20 protein-coding genes are annotated in these 20,134 nt (G+C 54.3%); 8 read left to right on the top strand and 12 right to left on the bottom strand.

What is annotated here, in order from left to right:
- A partial coding sequence (locus tag BST81_RS17990; protein WP_171974794.1) for a tyrosine-type recombinase/integrase occupies nt 1-152 on the top strand: 152 nt, incomplete at its 5' end.
- A 388-nt stretch (nt 153-540) separates the two neighbouring features.
- Here BST81_RS17990 and hypB read toward each other — a convergent pair.
- The 6 genes from hypB to hypF all read right to left on the bottom strand — a co-directional run bounded on the left by hypB (nt 541) and on the right by hypF (nt 6,942).
- Complete coding sequence (gene hypB / locus BST81_RS17995; RefSeq protein WP_075599898.1) at nt 541-1,413, bottom strand: hydrogenase nickel incorporation protein HypB; 873 nt, start codon at nt 1,411-1,413, stop codon at nt 541-543.
- Nucleotides 1,404-1,745: a hydrogenase maturation nickel metallochaperone HypA gene (gene hypA, locus BST81_RS18000; RefSeq protein ID WP_075599899.1), complete on the bottom strand. Its 342-nt coding sequence runs from the start codon at nt 1,743-1,745 to the stop codon at nt 1,404-1,406. Before hypA ends, hypB begins: the two co-directional genes overlap by 10 nt.
- 10 nt (nt 1,746-1,755) lie before the next feature.
- A complete protein-coding gene (hypE, locus tag BST81_RS18005) occupies nt 1,756-2,862 on the bottom strand; it encodes a hydrogenase expression/formation protein HypE (RefSeq protein ID WP_075600039.1) in 1,107 nt (368 codons plus the stop codon).
- A gap of 47 nt (nt 2,863-2,909) precedes the next feature.
- Nucleotides 2,910-4,061, bottom strand: coding sequence for a hydrogenase formation protein HypD (hypD, locus tag BST81_RS18010; protein ID WP_075599900.1), 1,152 nt, complete (start codon nt 4,059-4,061; stop codon nt 2,910-2,912).
- Between the two features lie 157 nt (nt 4,062-4,218).
- Nucleotides 4,219-4,476 carry a HypC/HybG/HupF family hydrogenase formation chaperone gene (locus BST81_RS18015; protein ID WP_075599901.1) on the bottom strand — a complete coding sequence of 86 codons (258 nt, stop codon included), beginning with the start codon at nt 4,474-4,476 and terminating at the stop codon, nt 4,219-4,221.
- Between the two features lie 39 nt (nt 4,477-4,515).
- Nucleotides 4,516-6,942, bottom strand: a complete 2,427-nt coding sequence (gene hypF / locus BST81_RS18020) for a carbamoyltransferase HypF (RefSeq protein ID WP_083636936.1) — start codon at nt 6,940-6,942, stop codon at nt 4,516-4,518.
- A gap of 103 nt (nt 6,943-7,045) precedes the next feature.
- Here hypF and BST81_RS29155 point away from each other — a divergent pair, with 103 nt between their 5' ends.
- Nucleotides 7,046-7,759: a pentapeptide repeat-containing protein gene (locus tag BST81_RS29155; RefSeq protein WP_075599902.1), complete on the top strand. Its 714-nt coding sequence runs from the start codon at nt 7,046-7,048 to the stop codon at nt 7,757-7,759.
- Between the two features lie 48 nt (nt 7,760-7,807).
- Here BST81_RS29155 and acsF read toward each other — a convergent pair whose 3' ends face one another.
- The gene (gene acsF / locus BST81_RS18030; RefSeq protein ID WP_075599903.1) at nt 7,808-8,884 is read right to left on the bottom strand and encodes a magnesium-protoporphyrin IX monomethyl ester (oxidative) cyclase; all 1,077 of its coding nucleotides are present in this window, start codon (nt 8,882-8,884) and stop codon (nt 7,808-7,810) included.
- A gap of 198 nt (nt 8,885-9,082) precedes the next feature.
- Here acsF and BST81_RS18035 point away from each other — a divergent pair, with 198 nt between their 5' ends.
- The 4 genes from BST81_RS18035 (at nt 9,083) to BST81_RS18050 (ending at nt 13,392) form a co-directional block, all read left to right on the top strand.
- Entirely contained in the window at nt 9,083-9,838 is a 756-nt protein-coding gene (locus tag BST81_RS18035; RefSeq protein ID WP_075599904.1) for a heme oxygenase (biliverdin-producing), read from the top strand.
- A gap of 212 nt (nt 9,839-10,050) precedes the next feature.
- The gene (gene hemN / locus BST81_RS18040; protein ID WP_075600041.1) at nt 10,051-11,448 is read left to right on the top strand and encodes an oxygen-independent coproporphyrinogen III oxidase; all 1,398 of its coding nucleotides are present in this window, start codon (nt 10,051-10,053) and stop codon (nt 11,446-11,448) included.
- Nucleotides 11,449-11,473: 25 nt separating this feature from the next.
- Nucleotides 11,474-12,322, top strand: a complete 849-nt coding sequence (locus BST81_RS18045; RefSeq protein ID WP_075599905.1) for a fatty acid desaturase — start codon at nt 11,474-11,476, stop codon at nt 12,320-12,322.
- 71 nt (nt 12,323-12,393) lie between these two features.
- Nucleotides 12,394-13,392: a hypothetical protein gene (locus BST81_RS18050; protein WP_075599906.1), complete on the top strand. Its 999-nt coding sequence runs from the start codon at nt 12,394-12,396 to the stop codon at nt 13,390-13,392.
- A gap of 228 nt (nt 13,393-13,620) precedes the next feature.
- On the opposite strand, the gene BST81_RS18055 is transcribed toward BST81_RS18050, so the two are convergent.
- Nucleotides 13,621-14,283 carry a TPM domain-containing protein gene (locus BST81_RS18055; RefSeq protein ID WP_253188363.1) on the bottom strand — a complete coding sequence of 221 codons (663 nt, stop codon included), beginning with the start codon at nt 14,281-14,283 and terminating at the stop codon, nt 13,621-13,623.
- A gap of 719 nt (nt 14,284-15,002) precedes the next feature.
- On the opposite strand from BST81_RS18055, the gene BST81_RS18060 reads away from it, so the two are divergent.
- Complete coding sequence (locus BST81_RS18060; protein ID WP_075599908.1) at nt 15,003-15,239, top strand: DUF2811 domain-containing protein; 237 nt, start codon at nt 15,003-15,005, stop codon at nt 15,237-15,239.
- A gap of 27 nt (nt 15,240-15,266) precedes the next feature.
- Entirely contained in the window at nt 15,267-16,058 is a 792-nt protein-coding gene (locus BST81_RS18065) for a PD-(D/E)XK nuclease family protein (protein ID WP_075599909.1), read from the top strand.
- Nucleotides 16,059-16,138: 80 nt separating this feature from the next.
- Here BST81_RS18065 and BST81_RS18070 read toward each other — a convergent pair whose 3' ends face one another.
- The 4 genes from BST81_RS18070 to BST81_RS18080 form a co-directional block, all read right to left on the bottom strand.
- Entirely contained in the window at nt 16,139-17,875 is a 1,737-nt protein-coding gene (locus BST81_RS18070; RefSeq protein WP_075599910.1) for an ABC transporter permease subunit, read from the bottom strand.
- Nucleotides 17,872-19,245, bottom strand: coding sequence for a nitrate/sulfonate/bicarbonate ABC transporter ATP-binding protein (locus BST81_RS18075; RefSeq protein WP_075599911.1), 1,374 nt, complete (start codon nt 19,243-19,245; stop codon nt 17,872-17,874). The genes BST81_RS18070 and BST81_RS18075 overlap by 4 nt, the downstream gene beginning before the upstream one ends.
- A 302-nt stretch (nt 19,246-19,547) precedes the next feature.
- Complete coding sequence (locus tag BST81_RS27635) at nt 19,548-19,667, bottom strand: PAS domain-containing protein (RefSeq protein WP_143780397.1); 120 nt, start codon at nt 19,665-19,667, stop codon at nt 19,548-19,550.
- Nucleotides 19,664-20,092 carry a hypothetical protein gene (locus tag BST81_RS18080; protein ID WP_075599912.1) on the bottom strand — a complete coding sequence of 143 codons (429 nt, stop codon included), beginning with the start codon at nt 20,090-20,092 and terminating at the stop codon, nt 19,664-19,666. The genes BST81_RS27635 and BST81_RS18080 overlap by 4 nt, the downstream gene beginning before the upstream one ends.
- Nucleotides 20,093-20,134 lie beyond the last annotated feature (42 nt).

The raw sequence follows: 20,134 nt of genomic DNA on the forward strand, positions 1-20,134 counted from the left end.
GTTTTGCCACTCATTTGTTAGAAAGCGGCTACGACATCCGCACGATTCAAGAACTGCTTGGACACAAGGATGTAAAAACAACGATGATTTATACCCATGTGCTGAATCGCGGCGGTCGGGGAGTCCGGAGTCCTTTGGATGGAGTGGCATGACTCGTTGCGATCGCATGGGCTGCCCCTGCAATTCAATCGCAAAGCCAACCATTCGAATCCGCTCTGTGGACAATGCTTCAAGCATAGGGAACATTCACATGTGCAAGTGATGCATTCGAATACACTCTATGGACGGTGCTTTAAGCATAGAGAACATTCGAATATACACTTGATGCAATCAAAAGCGATCGCTGTCCTCTCCTTCTGCAGAGCCTGCAATTAACACCGGATACCACTGCAGACGTAATGCAGAGCCATGCAATAGAGTATTGAGCAATGCCCTGAAAGTTGGATAATTCAGTCGTTGGGGAGTCAGAATTCAGGAGACAGAAGTAATCCCATATTCTGACACTTGTCCCCCTTTGGGCGGACGGGGAAAAGCAATCCCCTAGGCTGTTTTGAGCCTCTGCCAGGTCTGGCGCAGCCAATCGTACCAGGCATCCAGGCCCGTGCCTGCGATCGCGGACACCTGAAAAATCTGCATCTGGGGATTCACCTGACGGGCATAGTCCAAACAACGATCGACCTCAAATGGCACATAGGGTAGTAAATCCGTCTTGGTCAGAACCATCACATCACTGGCTCGAAACATGTGGGGATATTTGATCGGTTTATCTTCCCCTTCTGTCACCGATAAAATCACTACTTTGGCCTGTTCGCCCAGATCAAACAGGGCTGGACACACCAGATTTCCTACGTTCTCAATGAGCACGATCGCGTGCAAAGGTGGATTCAGTTCCTGCAATCCCCGCTGCACCATGGCTGCTTCCAGATGGCAACCTGTGCCCGTATTAATTTGCACCACGGGACAACCAGTGGCTTGAATCCGGCGAGCATCATTCAGGGTTTCCTGATCACCCTCAATCACAGCGATTGGAATTTCGGTCTGCAAATCCTGGATGGTGCGAGTCAGTAAGGTGGTTTTGCCGGAGCCGGGAGAACTGACAAGATTCAGGGCCAGCGTGTTTCGTCCCTTCAACCAACCGCGATTCTCAGCAGCAATCAGATCATTTTTGGCCAGCAGATTCTGTTCAACGGTCAGGGTGGTGCGGTGAATCTGGGCATGCAGATGGGCAGGCTCTGAAGCAGATCCACGATCGGCAGGATGGGGGTCATGACTGTGGGTATGGGTGACGATCGTGCCATCGGCCAGCACATGGGTGTGAGTTGCTGCCGCTGATGATGCCGGTTCTCCGGTTTCGGGTTGAAGATGGGCGATCGTGACGTGAGCATCATCCGAACAACCACAGGTTACACACATAATTCCTCTGTCTCCAGTTCTTTCAATTTCAGTTCCTGGCCTTGAGTCAGGGTCAGATCGGTACTCCCACAATCACAAACACCAAAGGGTTGGTCGAGGTGTACGGTAGAGCCACAGTGGCGACAGCGCCCCATACCAGGAATTTCGATAATCTCCAACTCTGCCCCTTCTAACAGCGTGCCCTGGCAGCAGACCTCAAAACAAAACCGAATCGCATCGGGCAGAATTGCCGAGAGCTGGCCAATTTCCAGGGTGACACGCCGCACTTTGGCCCCGGCGGCGTATTCGGCAGCGATCGCCACAATATTTTGCGTAATCCCCAGTTCATGCATAGTGTGATTCCTAACAAATGCGTGGCAATTGCTCTCCAACCAACATATCCACAATTCGTCCCGCTCCGAAGGTGGTCTGCATCGTCACCACTCCGGCAGGGGCCGCCACTACTTCCCCAATCAAGCGGGCTTCTCGTCCGGCGGGATGGGCCTGCATCGCCGCCAGAACAGCCTCTGCCTGGTCGGAAGGCACCACCACCACCAGTTTGCCCTCATTCGCTAGGTAGATGGGGTCCAGGCCCAGCAGCTCACACATGCCCCGCACCGCCTCCCGCACGGGCAGCGATCGTTCCTCCAGGCGAATCCCCACCTGCGAACTCTGGGCGAATTCATTCAGAACTGTGGCCAATCCGCCGCGAGTGGCATCCCGCATGGCCCGCACCTGGGGACAAACCGCCAGAATCTGATCGACCAGATCATGCAGCGGTTGACAGTCGCTGAGGATTTCGGTTTCGAGGGCCAGTTCTCCCCTGGCCGCCAGAATAGCAGCCCCATGGTTGCCCAGTTCCCCGTTAATCAGGATGGCATCCCCCGGCTGGAGATGGTGGGCTGAGCAGGACACCCCCGATCGAATCACCCCCACCCCAGCGGTGTTGATAAACAACTTGTCGGCAGCACCTCTGGGCACCACCTTCGTATCCCCGGTGACGATTTGCACCCCGGCAGCGATCGCCGCCGCCTTCATACTGGTTACCACCCGACGCAGGGTCGCAACGGACAATCCCTCCTCCAGGATGACGCTACAGGTCAGGTACAGGGGCTTGGCCCCACTCACGGCTAGGTCATTCACCGTTCCGTTGATGGCCAGCACCCCAATGTCGCCCCCCGGAAAGAAGAGGGGATCCACAACGTAGGAATCGGTGGTCAGGGCCAGCCGATCGCCCAGTGGCAGCAGAACTGACAGATCCAGACGGGCCTGATCTTCCAGTTGGGCCAGGATGGGATTATCGAAGCTGCCAACAAAGATGTCATCGATCAGATCCCGCATGGCCCTGCCCCCACTCCCGTGGGAAAGGGTGATCATATCCTCCCCCACTCGACCACGCCGATGCTGGCTCTGATCCAGAGCCTGGAACAGGGGATGGGAAGAGGGGTTCGAGGGAAAGGGGATCGTCATAGGGTCATTATAGGCAGCAGACCGTGAGGAATCTGTGAGGGCCAGATTCAACCGGGAACGGGGGTTTTCTGGAATTGAGCCCCCGCTTGCGAGAAGCGGCCATACTTGTAATAAGCGGCGCAGGCTCCTTCTGAGGACACCATGCAGGAGCCGATCGGATGGTCTGGGGTGCAGGCTGTACCAAACACCTTGCATTGCCAGGGCTTCAGGACTCCCTTAAGAATTTCGCCACATTGACAGGCTTTGTGGTCTGCCACCGATCGACCCGGCACTGTGAACTTCACCTCCGCATCGAAGGCCGCATAGTCAGAGCGCATCTGCAACCCTGATTGGGACAGGTAGCCCAATCCCCGCCATTCAAACTGATCCCGCACCTCAAACACCTGGGCCATGGCATTCAGGGCTACCGTATTACCCTCCGGCTGCACCAGGCGACTGTACTGGTTCTCTACTTCGCAGCGGCCCGTCGCAAATTGGCGCAACACCATCCAGATCGACTGCAAAATATCCAGCGGCTCAAAGCCAGACACCACCAGGGGTTTGTGGTAGCGATCGGCGATCACCTGATAGGGCTGACTGCCAATCACCATGCTGACATGGCCGGGACCAATGAAGCCATCCAGTTGCAAATCAGGGTTATCCAGCAGGGCTTCCATCGCTGGAATCACCCGCACATGGTTGCAGAACAGACTGAAGTTAGGCAGGCCCTCCGCTGCGGCCTGCAACACCGTTAAAGCAGTACTGGGAGCTGTGGTTTCAAACCCGATCGCAAAGAACACGACCTCCCGATCAGGATTGTCGCGGGCCATGGACAGGGCATCCAGGGGAGAATAGACCATGCGAATGTCGGCCCCGTTGGCTCTGGCCTGCAGAAGGCTTTGCTGGGAGCCGGGAACCCGCAGCACATCCCCAAAGGTGGCGAAGATAATCTCCGGATTTAGGGCCAGGGCGATCGCGTCATCTAAGCGGCCTTTGGGCATGATGCAAACGGGACAACCGGGACCATGCACCAGTTCGATCGTCTCTGGCAGCAATGCTTCCAGGCCATACTTGAAGATGGAATGGGTGTGGCCCCCGCAGATTTCCATAATCTTGAGGGGGCGCTGTCGATCGACATGAATCTGGGCGCTGAGTTGGGCAATCTCCTGGAGCAGCGCCTGCGCTTTCTGCGGGTCCCGAAATTCATCTACATATTTCATCGGTGTTCTCCAGAGGATACGTGACTTTGAAATCCCCTCCCAGGAGGGGTAGGAGTGGGTTAAACGCTTCCGTTCCAGTTCCTGGACCCACCCCGGCCCTGCGGGCCACCCCTCCTGGGAGGGGATTTAAGGAGAAGTCAACATTAAGAATAGCGAATCAACTGGGGATGCCCTGGGCTTCGGCAATCTGTTGCAATAACGCCAGGGTTTCTGCGGCTTCGGCGGCATCAATGCGGTTGAGGGCAAAGCCCACATGCACCAGCACCCAATCGCCGACGCAGGCTGCCACAGGATGGCTCTCATCCACAATACAGGCAATGTTGACCTGCCGTTTTACTCCGCCTACATCGACAGTAGCCAGCTTTTGGGTGACATCAACGATTTCGACAATTTGGCCGGGAATTCCTAAACACATAGGGTTGGATGATAGACGATAAATCTGGAACGGGAAGGGTTATCCCTCTGAGAGGGAGCGGGCCGCCGCGATCGCGACTTGGCCCAGGGCCAGCCCCCCATCATTGGGAGGAACCTGGCTGTGGGTCAAGACGATGAATCCGGCAGCAGTCAGGTGCTGGCTGACCTGTTGCAGTAACAGCCGATTCTGAAATACCCCACCCGTCAGGGCCACCTGGATAAATTCCTGCTGCTGGCGCAGGGTAGTGACCATCTGAGCGATCGCAATCCCCAAGCCCAGATGGAACCGAGCCGCGATCTTCCCTGGTTCCATCCCTTGCTGCAAATCCGTCAGCAAAGCCTGCCACATGGGATGGGGTTCCAGAATCTTCAGAGCGGACTGATCCATAATCGTAAAGGGATAAGGCCATGGGGTGGCCTGTCCGGATGCCAGCCATTCTACAGCAAGGCTCTCTAAGGCGATCGCGCCCTGGCCCTCGTAACTGGCCACCCGACAGAGGCCCAGAGCTGCCGCCACAGCATCAAACAGACGACCGCAGGAGGAGGCCAAGGGGGCGTTGATCCCCTGGGCCAGCATCTGATGCAGCAGCGATCGGGGTTGCTGTTCCAGAAAAGCAACGAGTTCCAAGGCCCCATAGGCGGATTGCAGATCGTCCCAGGGGAATGCGGCCAGGAGATGGGCATAGGTATTGCGCCAGGGCTGTGCGATCGCCAAGGCACCCCCCAGCATGGCGACAGGTTTGAAACAGCCCAGTCGCTGGAATCGGCGGTAATCCGCCAGCAAAAATTCCCCACCCCAGATTGTGCCATCCTCACCATAGCCCAGCCCATCCAGGGCAATGCCCAGCACAGGAGCCGTATTCAGAGGTAGTTGATTTTCGGCCATGCAGGCGGCCACATGGGCATGATGATGCTGAATCGCGTGCAGGGAAAGGCCATTGGCGATCGCCAGATCCTGCCCCAGCTTGCTGGAAAGATAGTCCGGATGCAAATCCACGGCGATCGCCGTTGGGTGATGCTCAAACAACTGCAAATACAGATTCAGGGTCTGCTGATAAGCGGTAAAGGCAGTGGCCTGCTCCAGATCCCCTAGATGCTGGGACAGAATCGCCTGCCCATAGTGCAGCAAAGCAAAGGTGTTTTTCAACTCACTCCCCATGGCCAGAATCGCTGGAGCCTGCTCAAAGCCTGCTGGAAGCTGAATGGGAGCCGGGGCATAGCCGCGTGCCCGTCGGAGTACCTGCACCCGATCGGCCACCACTCGCACCACCGAATCATCCACCCGATTGACGATCGGGCGATCGTGAAGCAAAAAGTAATCGGCAATGGCCCCCAGCTTGGTCCGGGCCTCGTCATTCTCAATGCACTGGGGATCATTGGCCAGATTGCCGCTGGTGAGGACGATCGGGCGGTTCATCCGGGACAGGATCAGGTGGTGTAGGGGTGTGTAGGGCAGCATGAAGCCCAGGGTGTTGACGCCAGGGGCTACCTCCAGTGCAATCGGGGTAGCCCCCGGGTTGGGATCTGAACGTTGCGGCAGCAGGACGATGGGAGCCGCTGGACTCTCCAACAGGGTTCTTTCCAGAGACGAGATCAAGCAGTACTGCTCAATCACCGCCAGATCTCGGGCCATCAGGGCAAAGGGCTTGTGATCTCGATGTTTGCGATCGCGTAAGTTCTGTACTGCTGCTGCATTCGTGGCATCACAGGCCAGATGAAAGCCCCCCATGCCTTTAATGGCAACAATTTCACCCTTCTGGAGCAGGGTACAGACCGCATCCACCTCATCCAGCATGGAAGCCATGGAGGCGGTCATCGGGCGACCATCCGATCGCTCCAACCAGGCCCTGGGGCCACAGACAGGACAGGCGATCGGCTGGGCATGGAAGCGGCGATTGTCCACATCCCCGTATTCCCGGTCACAGTCCGGGCAGAGGGGAAATCCGGCCATGCTGGTGTGGCGACGATCGTAAGGAATCGCCCGGACAATGCTCAGCCGGGGACCGCAGTGGGTGCAATTAGTGAAGGGATAGCGATACCAGCGGCTGAGGGGGTCGAAGATCTCGGCTCTGCATTGGGGACAGGTGGCCGCGTCGGGGGTGATGCCGGTGTGGATGGCTGTGCTGTGACTCTGGGTGATGGTGAAATCCCGGTGCGGTAGAGGTTCGGTCAGGAGGGTGCGATCGATCGCCTCAATCTTTGCCAGGGGGGGACATTCTGCCCGGATCTGGTGAATGAACCTCTCCAAGGCGTCTGGACGGCCCGCCACCTGAATCAGCACCCCCTGACCATCGTTGCAGACCTCACCCCGCAGGTGGCAGGCTTTGGCCAACCGATACACCGTAGGACGAAAGCCCACCCCTTGCACAGTCCCTCGAACCCGAATGGCTTCAGCAACCTCTTTCCCAGACGCCTGATCGGCATCAGCCAGGGGGGGAATTGTCTCAGGCAATGGTATTAAGGTCATTGCCACCTCCAAAGAAAAATCTGGTGATGGGCAGAATCCTGTAATTGCTATTATATCTGCGGTGCAATGGACGATAGAATAACGCCATCCTTATTGAGTCCCTATGTCTGTACAGGATATTCTGAAACGCTATGCCACCGGGGAGCGAAGCTTTCAGCGGGTGCATCTGCAAGAAGTTGAGCTGATGAATGCCAATTTGGGAGGTGCAGATTTAAGTTTTGCCGATCTGCGTCAATCCCGCATGGGCAAAACGAACTTCAGTCAGGCCAGCCTCCGGGAAGCGAACTTGAGCGAAGCCATCCTCTGGGGTACCGATCTGAGTGAAGCCGATCTGTATCGGGCCAACCTGAGAGAAGCAGATTTGACGGGAGCCCGGTTAATTCAGGCCCATCTGGATGAAGCCAATTTGATGAAAGCCAGTTTGTGTGGCGCAATTTTAAGTCAGGCCAAACTCGCCCATGTCATTCTGTATGAAGCGGATCTGCGGCCCAGCCTGGATCAGCGCACCGATTTGAGCTACGCCGACCTGAGTGGGGCCGATTTGAGTTATGCCGACTTGGGGGGCGTTTTATTGCACCATGCCAACCTGGATGGAGCCAAGTTATGTCGGGCCAACCTGAGTCAGCGGTTACAACTGGCCGATCTGATTGCTGACCTGACTGCTGCCAGCCTTCAGGGGGCAGACCTGAGCTATGCGGATTTGAGCGGAGCCATCTTACACAAGGCCAATCTGCGGGGCGCAGACCTGAGCGGCACCCTGCTGACTGGTACTAATCTGCAGGGGGCGATCATGCCCGATGGCACGATTCACGCCTGATTGCCTGCAACGTTTCTACTACCGCAGGCAACCAGGCGTCAAATTAATTTATCGCACGGTTCCCCGCAGGGCTTCAGCATCGATCGACGGCAACAGGAACAACCGGAGAAAATTCCAGCCAATACCTGCAATCAGGGGCAACTTACGGAGCCACTTGATCGGTTGCGGCTGGGAGGTGCTTTCGATTTCAGACAGCTTCAGGTTGTTGTCTGCACATTGACGCAGCAACGGGAAGAAGTCTGGATGGTCCGTATTCAGAATGCTGGGAAAGGCCCGAGCAGAGGTTTCATTCGTATTGCGAACAACAGCGGCATCAAATTCGGTGGCATCCAACCCCAGTTGGTCATAGAAACTGGCCCGTTCATGCACTGTCAAACTGTGGGTCACAAACACGGTTAGGAGGAAGAACCGGCTCCAGAGACGGGCTTTCCAGTTATTCCAGAGTTGCGGTTGGGAGCGGATCAGAGCCTTGAAGATATCCCCATGACGGTTTTCGTCCTGACACCAGCTCTCGAAATACCGGAAGAGGGGATAGAACTGGTTCTCTGGATGCTTTTGCAAATGGCGATAGATCAGAATGTACCGCCAGTAGCCAATTTTTTCGGATAGATAAACAGTATAAAGTACCCACTCGATCGGGAAGAAAGTGTAACTCCGGTTTTTGGTCACATCGGCCAGGTCCAGAGACACCCCAAAGTCGCCCATGCACTTGTTTAGGAATCCGGCGTGGCGAGCTTCATCCCGAGCCATCAGATGAAAGATCTCCGCCAGAAGGGGACTGCGCCCTTTCAGCTTCCGAGACAACTCTTTGAACAGTAAGAACCCAGAGAATTCTGAAATACAGGAGCGTTCTAGATACTCAATGAAAGCGCGGCGACCTTCTCCATCAATATGCTCCCAGGACTGCTGGAAGGACTCATCCCGCACAAAGTGATGCCGGTTATAGTCGGCCTGCATTTCTGCCAGCATAGCCTTCAATTCCTTGTCCTGAGCTGAGAGATCCAGGTTGGCAGTAGCTTCAAAGTCTGTCGTGTAGAACCGGGGCGTTAAAACCGTCTCTTGGGCAGGAGCCTTAATACCGGGCTTTGGTTCTTTTACGGCAGTTTTGGGCAGCGCGTTAACCATGAGTACTCCAAATAATTAGCTTAATAACCAGTTAGCTATAAAGTTATGTCAAATCAGAAGCTTTGACCAGTCCTGAAACCAGAAGATTTACATTCCTTTGACTCACTATTAAGTTTTGAAACTGCCCCATTGTCGAGTCGCTTAATAACTATACAGTGATTAAGTCGAACACCTTCACTCTGATTCAAGGCTATTCCTATGAGCAGTCTCTTAGCCAACCGCCTGCGAGAAGGCACCGCCCATTCCCACACAGCCGCCGAAAATACGGCCTTTATGAAATGCTTTCTCAAGGGTATTGTGGAGCGGGTTCCTTTTCGTAAACTGCTTGCCGATCTGTATTTTGTATATAGCGCCCTGGAAGAGGAATTTAAACGCCATCAGGAGCATGCGATCGTGGGTCAGTTATACTTCCCAGAATTAAATCGTAAAGCAAATCTGGAGCGCGACCTGGCTTTTTACTATGGCGAGGACTGGAAGGCACAAATTGTCCTGTCTCCCGCAGGTCAGGTGTATGTCGATCGCATTCGCACCCTGTCCAGCACCAATCCGGTCCTCCTGATTGCCCATGCCTACACCCGCTACATGGGAGATTTGTCGGGGGGACAGGCCCTGAAGAACATTGTCCGCTCAGCGCTGGATTTGCCCGCCACTGAAGGAACGGCTTTCTATGAGTTTGAGCAGATTGCGGGTCCAGAAGCTCGCCGCAGTTTCAAAGAAAAATATCGTCAGGCACTGGACTCCCTAGTTTTAGAGGAAAGCACGATTCAAGCCATTGTAGAGGAGGCGAATCAGGCTTTCACCCTGAATCGGGATGTGGTGCATGAACTGGAGGAAGATGTCAAAGCCGTGATCGGGGAGCATGTGTTTGACCTGATCACCCGGCAGAACAAACCTGGCAGCACCGAACCCCCCCATGGTCGTCCTGGTGTTCCAGAGCCGGAGTACAGCATCTAAGGCAATTTGCACAAACACCCCAGTTTTGTAGGTTAGGTGGAGCGCAGCGAAACCCAACATTGCATCAGGCTGTGTTGGGTTCCGTTAACCTTCATCCGGCCTGCAAATCTTCACCCCACCATGCTCCTCAATTCAACAGCGCTGAGCCCCTCACAGCCGCAAATACTATTTACACGAACACCCTCGAATCAATCAGCCAAGGATTTCAAGCTATGCACGTCTTGCCCCAAACCGTCAAATTTGATGCTGACCTGCTCACCAAATATGATCAACCGGTTCCCCGCTACACTAGCTATCCACCCGCCACTCAATTAAAAGAAGATTTCGGTGAAATTGACTTTAGGACCTCGATCGCAGTCGGTAATTATAAAAACATCCCCCTGTCGCTCTACTGCCATATTCCGTTTTGCGATAGCCCCTGCTACTTCTGTGGCTGCAATACGGTCATCACCCAGCGCAAGGAGTTTTCTGAACCTTATCTGAATTACCTTAAGCGCAATATTGGCCAGATTGCGGAGCTGATGAGTGCCAATCGGCGAGTGCACCAACTCCACTGGGGTGGGGGAACACCCAACTACCTGTCCCTGCATCAGGTGGAAGACCTCTGGAACTGCCTCAGCCATCATTTCCATTTCAACGACCAGGCGGAGATTTCGATCGAGGTGAATCCCCGAACACTGGATCGCAACTATATTTTCTTCCTGAAGAATCTGGGCTTTAACCGCATCAGCTTTGGCATTCAGGACTTTAATCCCCAGGTGCAGGAAGCGGTCAACCGCATTCAACCAGAGGTCATGCTCTTCCAGGCAATGGAATGGATGCGCGAAGCTGGGTTTGAAAGTATCAACGTCGATCTGATCTATGGTCTGCCCTACCAGAACCTGGATACCTTCCGGGAAACCGTGGAAAAAACCATCCAGTTGAATCCCGATCGGATTGCCGTGTTCAACTTTGCCTACGTACCCTGGATGAAGCCTGTGCAACGGCTGATTTCCCAGGAGACCCTGCCTCCAGCAGCCGAGAAACTGAAAATTTTGCAAATGTCGATCGAGGAATTGACCTCCCACGGCTATGTCTTCATTGGCATGGATCACTTTGCCAAACCCAATGATGAACTGTCGATCGCTCAGCGAGAAGGGCAGCTCCACCGAAACTTCCAGGGCTATACCACCCAACCGGAATCAGACTTGCTGGGCTTTGGTATGACCTCCATCAGCATGCTGCACGATGTGTATGTCCAGAACCATAAGCGGTTAAAGACGTTCTATCAGGCAATCGAGGACGGTCAGTTGCCGATCGAGCGGGGTGTGGCCCTCCATCGGGATGACATTGTCCGTCGCACCATCATCATGGAATTGATGTGCCAGTTCCAACTCTCCAAGGATGACATCGAAGAGAAGTATCACCTCCACTTTGACCTCGACTTTGAGGAGTACTTCAGCCAGGAACAGGCCCAACTCCATGCCCTGGAAGCAGATGGATTGATTGAAATTTCTCCTAATTATATCGAGGTCAAACCCGCTGGCCGGTTGTTGATTCGCAATATTGCTTCTGCGTTTGATACTTACCTCAAAACCCAGCAGGTCGAGAAGTTTTCCAAAGCCGTGTAATCGGTTCGTATTCAGAGGAGTATTCATGACTGATTCCTTACAAGCATTGCCAGAAACCCCCCAACCCCAACCCCTGCGCCTGAACTGGCCTGCACTAACATTTTTCGGAGCTATTCATCTTCTGGCGTTGCTCGCCCCCTGGTTCTTTTCCTGGTCTGCCCTGGGCGTTACCCTTTTGCTGCACTGGTTGTTTGGCAGCATCGGCGTTTGCCTGGGGTATCACCGGCTGCTGAGCCATCGCAGTTTTCGAGTGCCCCAATGGTTGGAATACCTGATCACCATTCTGGGGGCTCTATCCATCCAGGGAGGACCGATTTTCTGGGTGGCTGGCCATCGCCTCCACCATGCCTACACCGAAGATGAGGACAAAGATCCCTACTCCGCCCGGAAAGGGTTCTGGTGGAGTCACATGGGCTGGATTCTGTATCCCCGGCCAGAGTTCTTTGAAGCCAGACAGTATCAGCGCTATGCCCCCGACATGGCCCGTGATCCTTTCTATCAGTGGCTCGATCGTTATTTCCTGCTGTTGCAAATTCCAGTGGCTGTCCTACTGTACGTTCTGGGTGGCTGGTCCTTTGTCATCTACGGCGTCTTTGTCCGGGCTGTGGTTCTCTGGCATACCACCTGGCTGATTAACTCCGTCACTCACATGTGGGGATACCGCACCTTTGAGACCCATGACAACTCCCGTAACCTCTGGTGGGCCGCCATTCTAACCTACGGGGAAGGCTGGCACAACAATCACCACGCCTATCCCCACTGGGCCAAATGTAGCCTGCGCTGGTGGGAACTGGATATCACCTGGGGCGCAATCTGGCTCCTGAGAACCCTGGGGCTGGCCCAAGATGTGAATACGCCCGATCCGGCTCAATAGGAGTATCGGAGGGGAAATCTGGAAACTGGCAAGGGTGGCTTAAAATAGGCGACATCCCTCGCTTTTATTTCATGCGCTACCTGGTCACGACCCACGCCGATCGCCTGCCCACCGACCACCAGTTGATTATGGTGGATGGCACGGTACCGGATTGGACCCCCCGGCCTCAGGATCTGCACTGGGACCATCATCGTCCCCAGGGAGCCGATATTCAGATCGATGAAATTCCCCTGCCGGAGCGAGACTCCCTCCTGGAAGAGCAGGCCAGTGGTGAGCCCCCCTGCCTGGTAACGACGATGGTTGATGCGGATGCCTGTTGTGCGGCTGCCTGGGTCCAGTTGCCCCGCCAACTCCTGCAACCAGACGTGATCGCCCGTCTGCAGGCGATCGCCTGGGATTGTGACCATCTGGTGGTGCCGGAACACCTGAGTCCCTGGGCCGAGTTTGCTGCCAAGGTGGTGGTGGCCCTGAAGCGTTCTGCCGACAGTACTGCCATTGCCCTGGATCTGCCCCGCGATCGGCAGATTTGGACCGAGGAACAGTGGGAACAGTACAGTTCCACCTGTTTCCAACGCGACACAGAGTGGCTGCTGGAAGCCATTCGAGGGAACTGTCCCTATCCAGGGGAACAGGGGGAAGCCGATCACTATTGGGACAATATTGAGACAGACGCCCGATCGCTACTTCAAGAACAGCGGATTCAGCAGATCGAAACGGCCAGGGGACCGATCGCGATCTGCCAGTTGAAACAGTTGGGCCGCAGTGTGGACCCCCGGTCCTTCTATCGGGCCATTTCCCTGGCCCTGGCCGATCGCCCTTTCCGCCCGGAAACACTGACCATCCGCGATCACCGCCAGGGAGGAACCCAGTACACCCTGGCCTGTTTCCCCCTGCATCCCCAGTCCCGCACCCTCGATTACACCACCGGAACCTTCGATCGCCTGACCCAGGCCGAACGACGCAAAAACCCGGAGGCTGGCACCTGGGGGGGACGGCGATCGGTAGGGGGGTCGCCCTGGAATACCCCGTCTTTACTGAGTCCAGAAGAGGTGATTGCCCTACTGGATTAAATCAGCTCCAAAAATGAAAAGCCCCCGCTCACGAATTAGGTGAGCGGAGGTGTCACAAATGTCTTATTGAGAGATATATCGTAATTTCAGGAAAACATCAATCAGTCAGTAAAAAATCATTGGGGATCACGAATTAAATCAGATGAGCAATTGGGGTGCAGGGGCGTTCGCGAAGCGTTGCGCCAGCAAAAGCCCCCAAATCCCCCCACTTTATTTAATCCTCATTCTTTACTGAGATTGCATGTACTGATAGAAGTAGTAGGTTGCCATCGGAATGACGGTAGCAGCAAGTAGCAACACCACCACCACCACTGTGGCTCCCCCCCGGTTGGTTTCATCTGCTTTCTTAAAGGTACCCTCGGTGCGAACCACCTCCACCACCTGCGGTGGCCCCGGATCGGGTTGCCCAGAGAGAATCGCTGCCAGTCGATCGACCCCATCCATCAGACCCTGGTTGTAGTTTCCCTTGCGAATTGGGACCATCAAGGTCTCCTCCACAATGCTGCGAGCTGCTGCATCTGACAGCAGGGATTTGGCTTTCTCACCAGCCCAAATGGCGGCTCCGTTGGTGACGTTATCCAGAACCAGCACCGTCTGATTCGCCTGAACTTCTGGGGGAAACCACTTTTCAAAAAGCTGGTTGGCCAGACTTTCGGGGGTTTCCCCATAATCCAGCCGATGAATCGTGACAACACGCACTTGATTCCCCGTTTTTTGGGCCAGTTCTTCCAGGGTGCTGCTAATGGTTCCCTCACTTACCCGACTCAAAATCTCTGCCTGGTCAACAACCCAGGTCTTGTCACCGGCTGCCAGGGCTGGCACCTCGTAAACCCCTGTTGCACTGGCTGGAGAAGCGACCAATTGGATGGCCAGAATCATGAGCACAACCATCAGAAGATGCTGGAGAAGCTTCTGTGGATTTCTCAAATAGTGAAGAAGCTGTCTCATAACGCAAAATTTCTTATCTTAAACGACTGTTTCTACCATACTACGGCCCATGGAACTGCGGTAGAGCACAAGTACAATCCCCGGGACCCTCTTGCATCCGGGAAGAAGTTTACACGATCCATCACCTAAATCCGGATCCAAATCTCATAAATCCTGACCTCCGATGATTTTCGTAATTCTTATCATTCAAAATAGTTTTCCCCACAGATTCCACAGGCTTTCCACAAAACAACTAAATTTAATCCACACCTTTTCCACAGATTATGGAGCGTTTTCCACAGGACATAACCAAGCAATCAGGGTTTGCTGCCTTTTGACCGATCGCTTTGATACGGACACCCTTTCCTGAGAAAGTCCGTCTTTATGTAAAGTTGTGTAACGGGGATCAGTCTGAAAGCCTGATTCCTCGAAAATCTTATTTTTCTCTTAAGAAGGCTGCTCCCTGAAGTGAGATTGACAACCCTACCCCCTGATACTGCACAATGATGCGACCCACCTACAAGCGCTCTGACTTCAGATGACTGCCTGACTTTCTGAGAGACCTCTGGGAAAGCTAGGCGATTTGAAATCTGATTGGCGCTGCTTTTGGTTGCTCCTCACAGCGCCAGAAGTAAGGTTGCTTTTCCCGATTTGCTGCGAGACGCGAGGAGTATTGGTTTTTGATGAACGCAACCATCAGCATTCTGGTAGAAATCCCTGAAAGCTTACATGAATCTTTCCAAAATTTTCTGGATACCCGCCCGGACTGGGACCAGGACCGTGTTTTCGCTGCTGCCTTGTCTTTGTTTCTCCTCCAGAACAAAGGAGGAGGCGAAGCTGTGGTCGAAAAACATTGCCAGCGGCAGGTCGCCCGTGTGTACCTGGATAGCTTGTTTAAATCATCCGCTGGAAGAGTTTAGGGAGAGCCAGATTTTGGCAGCTCTAATATGGCCTATCAAATTTCAGCAACAAAACTGCAGGCTTACAATCGCTGCCCCTACGCCTATTACCTGAAGTACGAGCGTAAACTCAGCGGCAGTGAGTTCTTTGGGTCAGCGGCCCTGGGCACGGCTTTGCATCAGGCTCTGGCCCAATGCCATCGAGATTGGCACTACTGCAATCCCCTGCCTGATATTCAGTGGCTCCATCAGTGCTGGGAACAACAGGTCGAAGGATTGACCACAGCCCAGGCTGAAGAAGGCCGGGAGATTCTGGAAAGTTATTATCAGAATTTCATTGCCAGTGAAACTTTTCTGGCTCGGCCTCTGGCTGTCGAGGGCAAAATTCAGGGTTACCTCCAGGTGGAAAACCTGGAGTTTTGCATCACCGGGCGCTACGATCGCCTGGACTTTCTCAGCGATGGGCTGGAATTGATCGACTACAAATCCAGCCGGGAAGTCAAACTACCGGAACCAGACGAAATTGATCTGCAGATTGGCCTCTACTATCTGGCTCTGGAGCAGACCTACCGGCAAAGCCTGAAATATCTGAGTTTGGTCTTTCTCAGGACTGGCCAGAAGTTCCGGTATCAGGCCACGGCAGAGCATAAGGACCGGGTGGAGCAGGTGATCAGCAAGCTGGCGGTGCGGTTGCGGTATGACCAGCAGTGGGAACCCCGACCCGGCGGCCAGTGCGATCGTTGCGCCTATTCCCGCTATTGCACGGCAGTCTCCGCCAATCCAGCTCCCCTGCCGCCCCTGGCAGGAGCCCGTCAGTTCCAATTGGCCCTCAGCCTGTAAAACGGTAGGGCCATTCCCTCGTGGAGGCGTTGCATGCAGCGTCTCCACAAGCACGTGTCTACAGTCATAACCATAAACAGTCACAACAATAATTTGTATTTTTCCTGGGCCAATCGGTAAAGGGGATGCCAGACCAGTCGGTTGGTCATCACCACCAGCAGGGACATGACGATCGTGGCCGCCAACAGCAGGGAAAAATTCCCACTCGCTGTGGCCTGAGAAATGGTTGCACCCAAACCTTCAGCAGACACAACTTTGTTTCCGAAGGTGACATATTCGCTGACAATGCTGGCGTTCCAGGCCCCCCCCACGGCTGTAATGATTCCAGTAACCAGGTAAGGAAAGATGCCGGGTAGGATCACGGTTTGCCAGCGCTGCCAGGGAGACAGCCGATAAACAATCGCTGCCTCCAGTAAGTCAGAAGGGATAGATTGAGCTCCGGCAATGATGTTAAACAGGAGATACCACATCGTTCCCAGCATCATCAGGGCGATCGACCCAATTTGCAACCCTCCCCCCACCTGAATTAAGGCCAGCAACAGCACCGGAAACAGGGCCGTGGCTGGAATTGAGGCCGCCATCTGCACTAAAGGCTGTACCAGACGGGCCAGTTTTGGATTGCGTCCGATCGCAACCCCCACTGGAATCGTCCAGGCCAGGGATAGAATCAGGGCGATCATCACCCGCAGGGTTGTGAAAATTGCCCCGGCGATGACCCGATGCCAGTCTGACCAGCTCAAGAGGCGTAACAGCAGCACTGCTTCCCAGGTTCCCCACAACACAATAAAGCCCAAGCCACTGACGAAAAGCCAGTTCAGCCAACGAATGATCGGAGAGGGGGCTGCAGGTTGAGCAAAAGAATGCACTGGAAACAGCGTGATCACCCGCCGATCGAGTCCTTCCCGCAGGGGCTTCACCAACTGTTGATTCAGGATTCGCAGGGTCGGGGAACGACGCAGGAAATCCAATAGCCAGGACTCGGGAATGGTCTGAGCTTCTACCATCTCGACCTTAAATCGCTCCGCCCAGGCAATCAGGGGTTGCCAGACGAAAAAATCAGTGGCGACAATGACACCAACCAGAACCAGCAAGCCCTCTGCCAGTGCCCCTAAGTTATTCTGACTGGCTGCCGTGGCCAGGAAGGCTCCCAGCCCCGGTAGACGAAAGTCCTGATCGCCCAACCGGAAGGACTCGATCGCAATCAAAAAAAACCATCCTCCGGCCACGGACATGATGCTGTTCCAGACCAGCCCGATCGCACCAGCGGGCAATTCCAGGGTCCAAAACCGCTGCCAGGAGTTCAACTTGTATACCGTGGCAGCTTCCCGCAATTCGGTTGGAATGCTGCAGAGGGACTGGTAAAAGCTGAACGTCATGTTCCAGGTCATGCCCGTGAAAATCAGAATAATAGAGGCCAGTTCCACCCCAATCCACTGGCCCGGAAAGAGGGCAATCAGGGCCAGCACCACACCGGGCAGAAAGGACAGCACCGGAATCGATTGCAGAATGTCCAGCAACGGAATCATCAGTCGGGCGGCAACCTGAGAGCGGTAGGCTGTGTAGGCATAAATCAGACTGAATCCCAGGGAAAGACCATAGGCCAAGCCCATCCGCAACAAAGTCCGAACGGTGTATTCTGGTAGGGCACTCAGCCTGGTTTCAATCTGAAAATGGGGGTCGTAAACTCCCCGGAACTCCGTGGCGGTGTGGATAACCATGACACTAATCGCCACGATCGCCAGCACCAGCATGATGTCTTGCCAGTTCCAACCCGGACGGGCGAGGGTTTGATTTTCAGGCGTCAGGGAACGGGTCATAGGGCAACTTCCTCCACAGGCTCAGGCTCAGCCACTTCCAGAAAAATTTCGCCCGCCGGTTGGTCATACCCATAGAGTTCGGCATAGCGGCCCCAGTCCATCACTGTTTTTAACTGGGCCTGGGCTTCCTGCGGCGAGAAATGGTGTTCCAAAATATCTAAGACCAACTCTTCTGGAATTCGCCCATTTTGTTTGGCCCGGAGCAATTGATAGATCTGTTGCACCGTGCGGATATGGTTGAGGAGTTGCTGCCGAACCAGTGCTTTACGATCGTCCGTACCACTGACAACAAATTGCTGTCCTGTTGTGGTCAGAGAAATATCGCCTTCGGTCAGGCGGACGAAATCCAATAACTTGGCTGCTTCTACGATCGGCAGAATTTCATCCACTTCCAGCGAGAGTTCTCCAGCCAGTCGGTACAGATCCTCCCCTGATCGATCTTCCAGCAGTTCCAGCAAACCAGCGATCGAGCCGATGCGAACCCCTGGTAAGGATTGGTATTTTTTAGAGACTGTTGGTTCAGCCTGCTCTGGGGTCGCGGGTGACAAGCTAAGTGGTTCGGGAATCAAATCTGGTTGGGTCAAAATTTTGTAGACCTGATCCACTAGGGCTTGAAACTCTGGGCTTTTACGATCGCGGTAATGGGGTAAGGTAACCTTCAGATCAGCTCGAATCCGACCGGGATTTCGGCCCAGCACCATAATTCGATCCGCTAACGTGACGGCTTCCTCAATCCCGTGGGTGACGATGAGAATGGCCTGGGTGGGAATCCGCCGCTCCAGCCAAAGATCCAGCAGTTCAAACCGCAGGTTTTCTGCGGTCAACACATCCAGAGCGGAGAAAGGCTCATCCATACAGAGCAATTCTGGTTCCACCGATAGGGCTCTGGCAAAGCCGACCCGCTGCCGCATCCCCCCAGAGAGTTCCTTCGGATAGGCGTTCTCAAACCCATCCAGACCAATCACATCAATCATGCGGAGGGCTTTCTGTCGGCGGGCATCGGGGAGTTCCCCTTTGGCTTTCAGACCCAGTTCCACATTTTCCAGGACCGTCAACCAGGGGTAGAGGGCAGCATTCTGAAAGACGATCGCCACGCCGGGGTTCAACCCCACCAATGGGCGATTACGGTAGAGGACCTGGCCTGAACTCACTGGAATCAGTCCTGCAATCATTCGCATTAAAGTCGATTTGCCAGAGCCAGATGGTCCCAAGAGGGCAACAATTTCACCAGTGAACAAGTCCAGATCAATGTTCTCGATGATCTTGATGGATTGGCCATTGGGCTGGCGATAGTCTTTCCCAACTGCTTTCAATTGGATCAGGCGCTCCGATCGGACACGTCCATTTTCCTTTCTAGTTCCAGCTTGCATCTCTGCCTGCCTCCTTTCCAGAAGAGGTCATCGTCATACCCATTTAAGTCTGGCCAGCAACAGATGTCCGTTAGGGATGTGGTAAGCGCCCCTCACAGAAAATTGACCTGTAGCGAACGAGATTTAAATATTTGGTATCACTCTCCAGACGCTACCACAAAGTGGCATAGGGCAGGTTTTCTAGGCTATTGCAATCTAGTTGTACCTAGAGGGAGCTCGATGTCTGGTGGGAGGGGATGCAACCAGCCGTCTTCACAGCACTCTGAGAAGGGCTGACCCATCGCATCCTGCGCCCCAATCCCCTAGAGGTGCTCTGCTGCTTTGTTCCAGTACGTCACTCGATGGGCCAGATCCAGGGCAATCACCGCCTCCCGCATTTGGGCCAGAAGTTGAGACTCGAAGTGCAGCAGGGTCTGGCTCATAAAATCGATCGAAAGGGTTCAGAGCCCAGAATACCTTTCATCTCCTCAATCAAGTCACTTTGTTCCTGCTTTAATTCTTCCAATCGCATCAGAATGATAGTTAACCGTTCCTGATTGGACGGTGAAGGGTTAGCACCAAAGGTAAGCAATCCTTTAAATGGCTTTTGGAACAGGTTAAAAAGGAGACGGAGCCCCTGAAACGGGATAGACAGCACCATCATCCAGACCTGTTCAGAAAAGCGCATAATGGCCCGGAGCAGCCCCCAAAACAGTAGGATTGTGACCATCCCGAGGCCGATCGTCAGTAAGAGATGATTCACCATCCAATCGATAACAGGGTGCTCCTGAATCCAGCGCTGGAACATAGCAACCAGCAAGGCTTCGACCCGATCTAATGGCATCGCACCTGTAACCTCCAGTTCCATGGCAGGGTTCTTTCATCCTAGGGGATGCATCAGGGTTTTGGG

Source organism: Leptolyngbya sp. 'hensonii', from assembly GCF_001939115.1.
Classification (GTDB): Bacteria; Cyanobacteriota; Cyanobacteriia.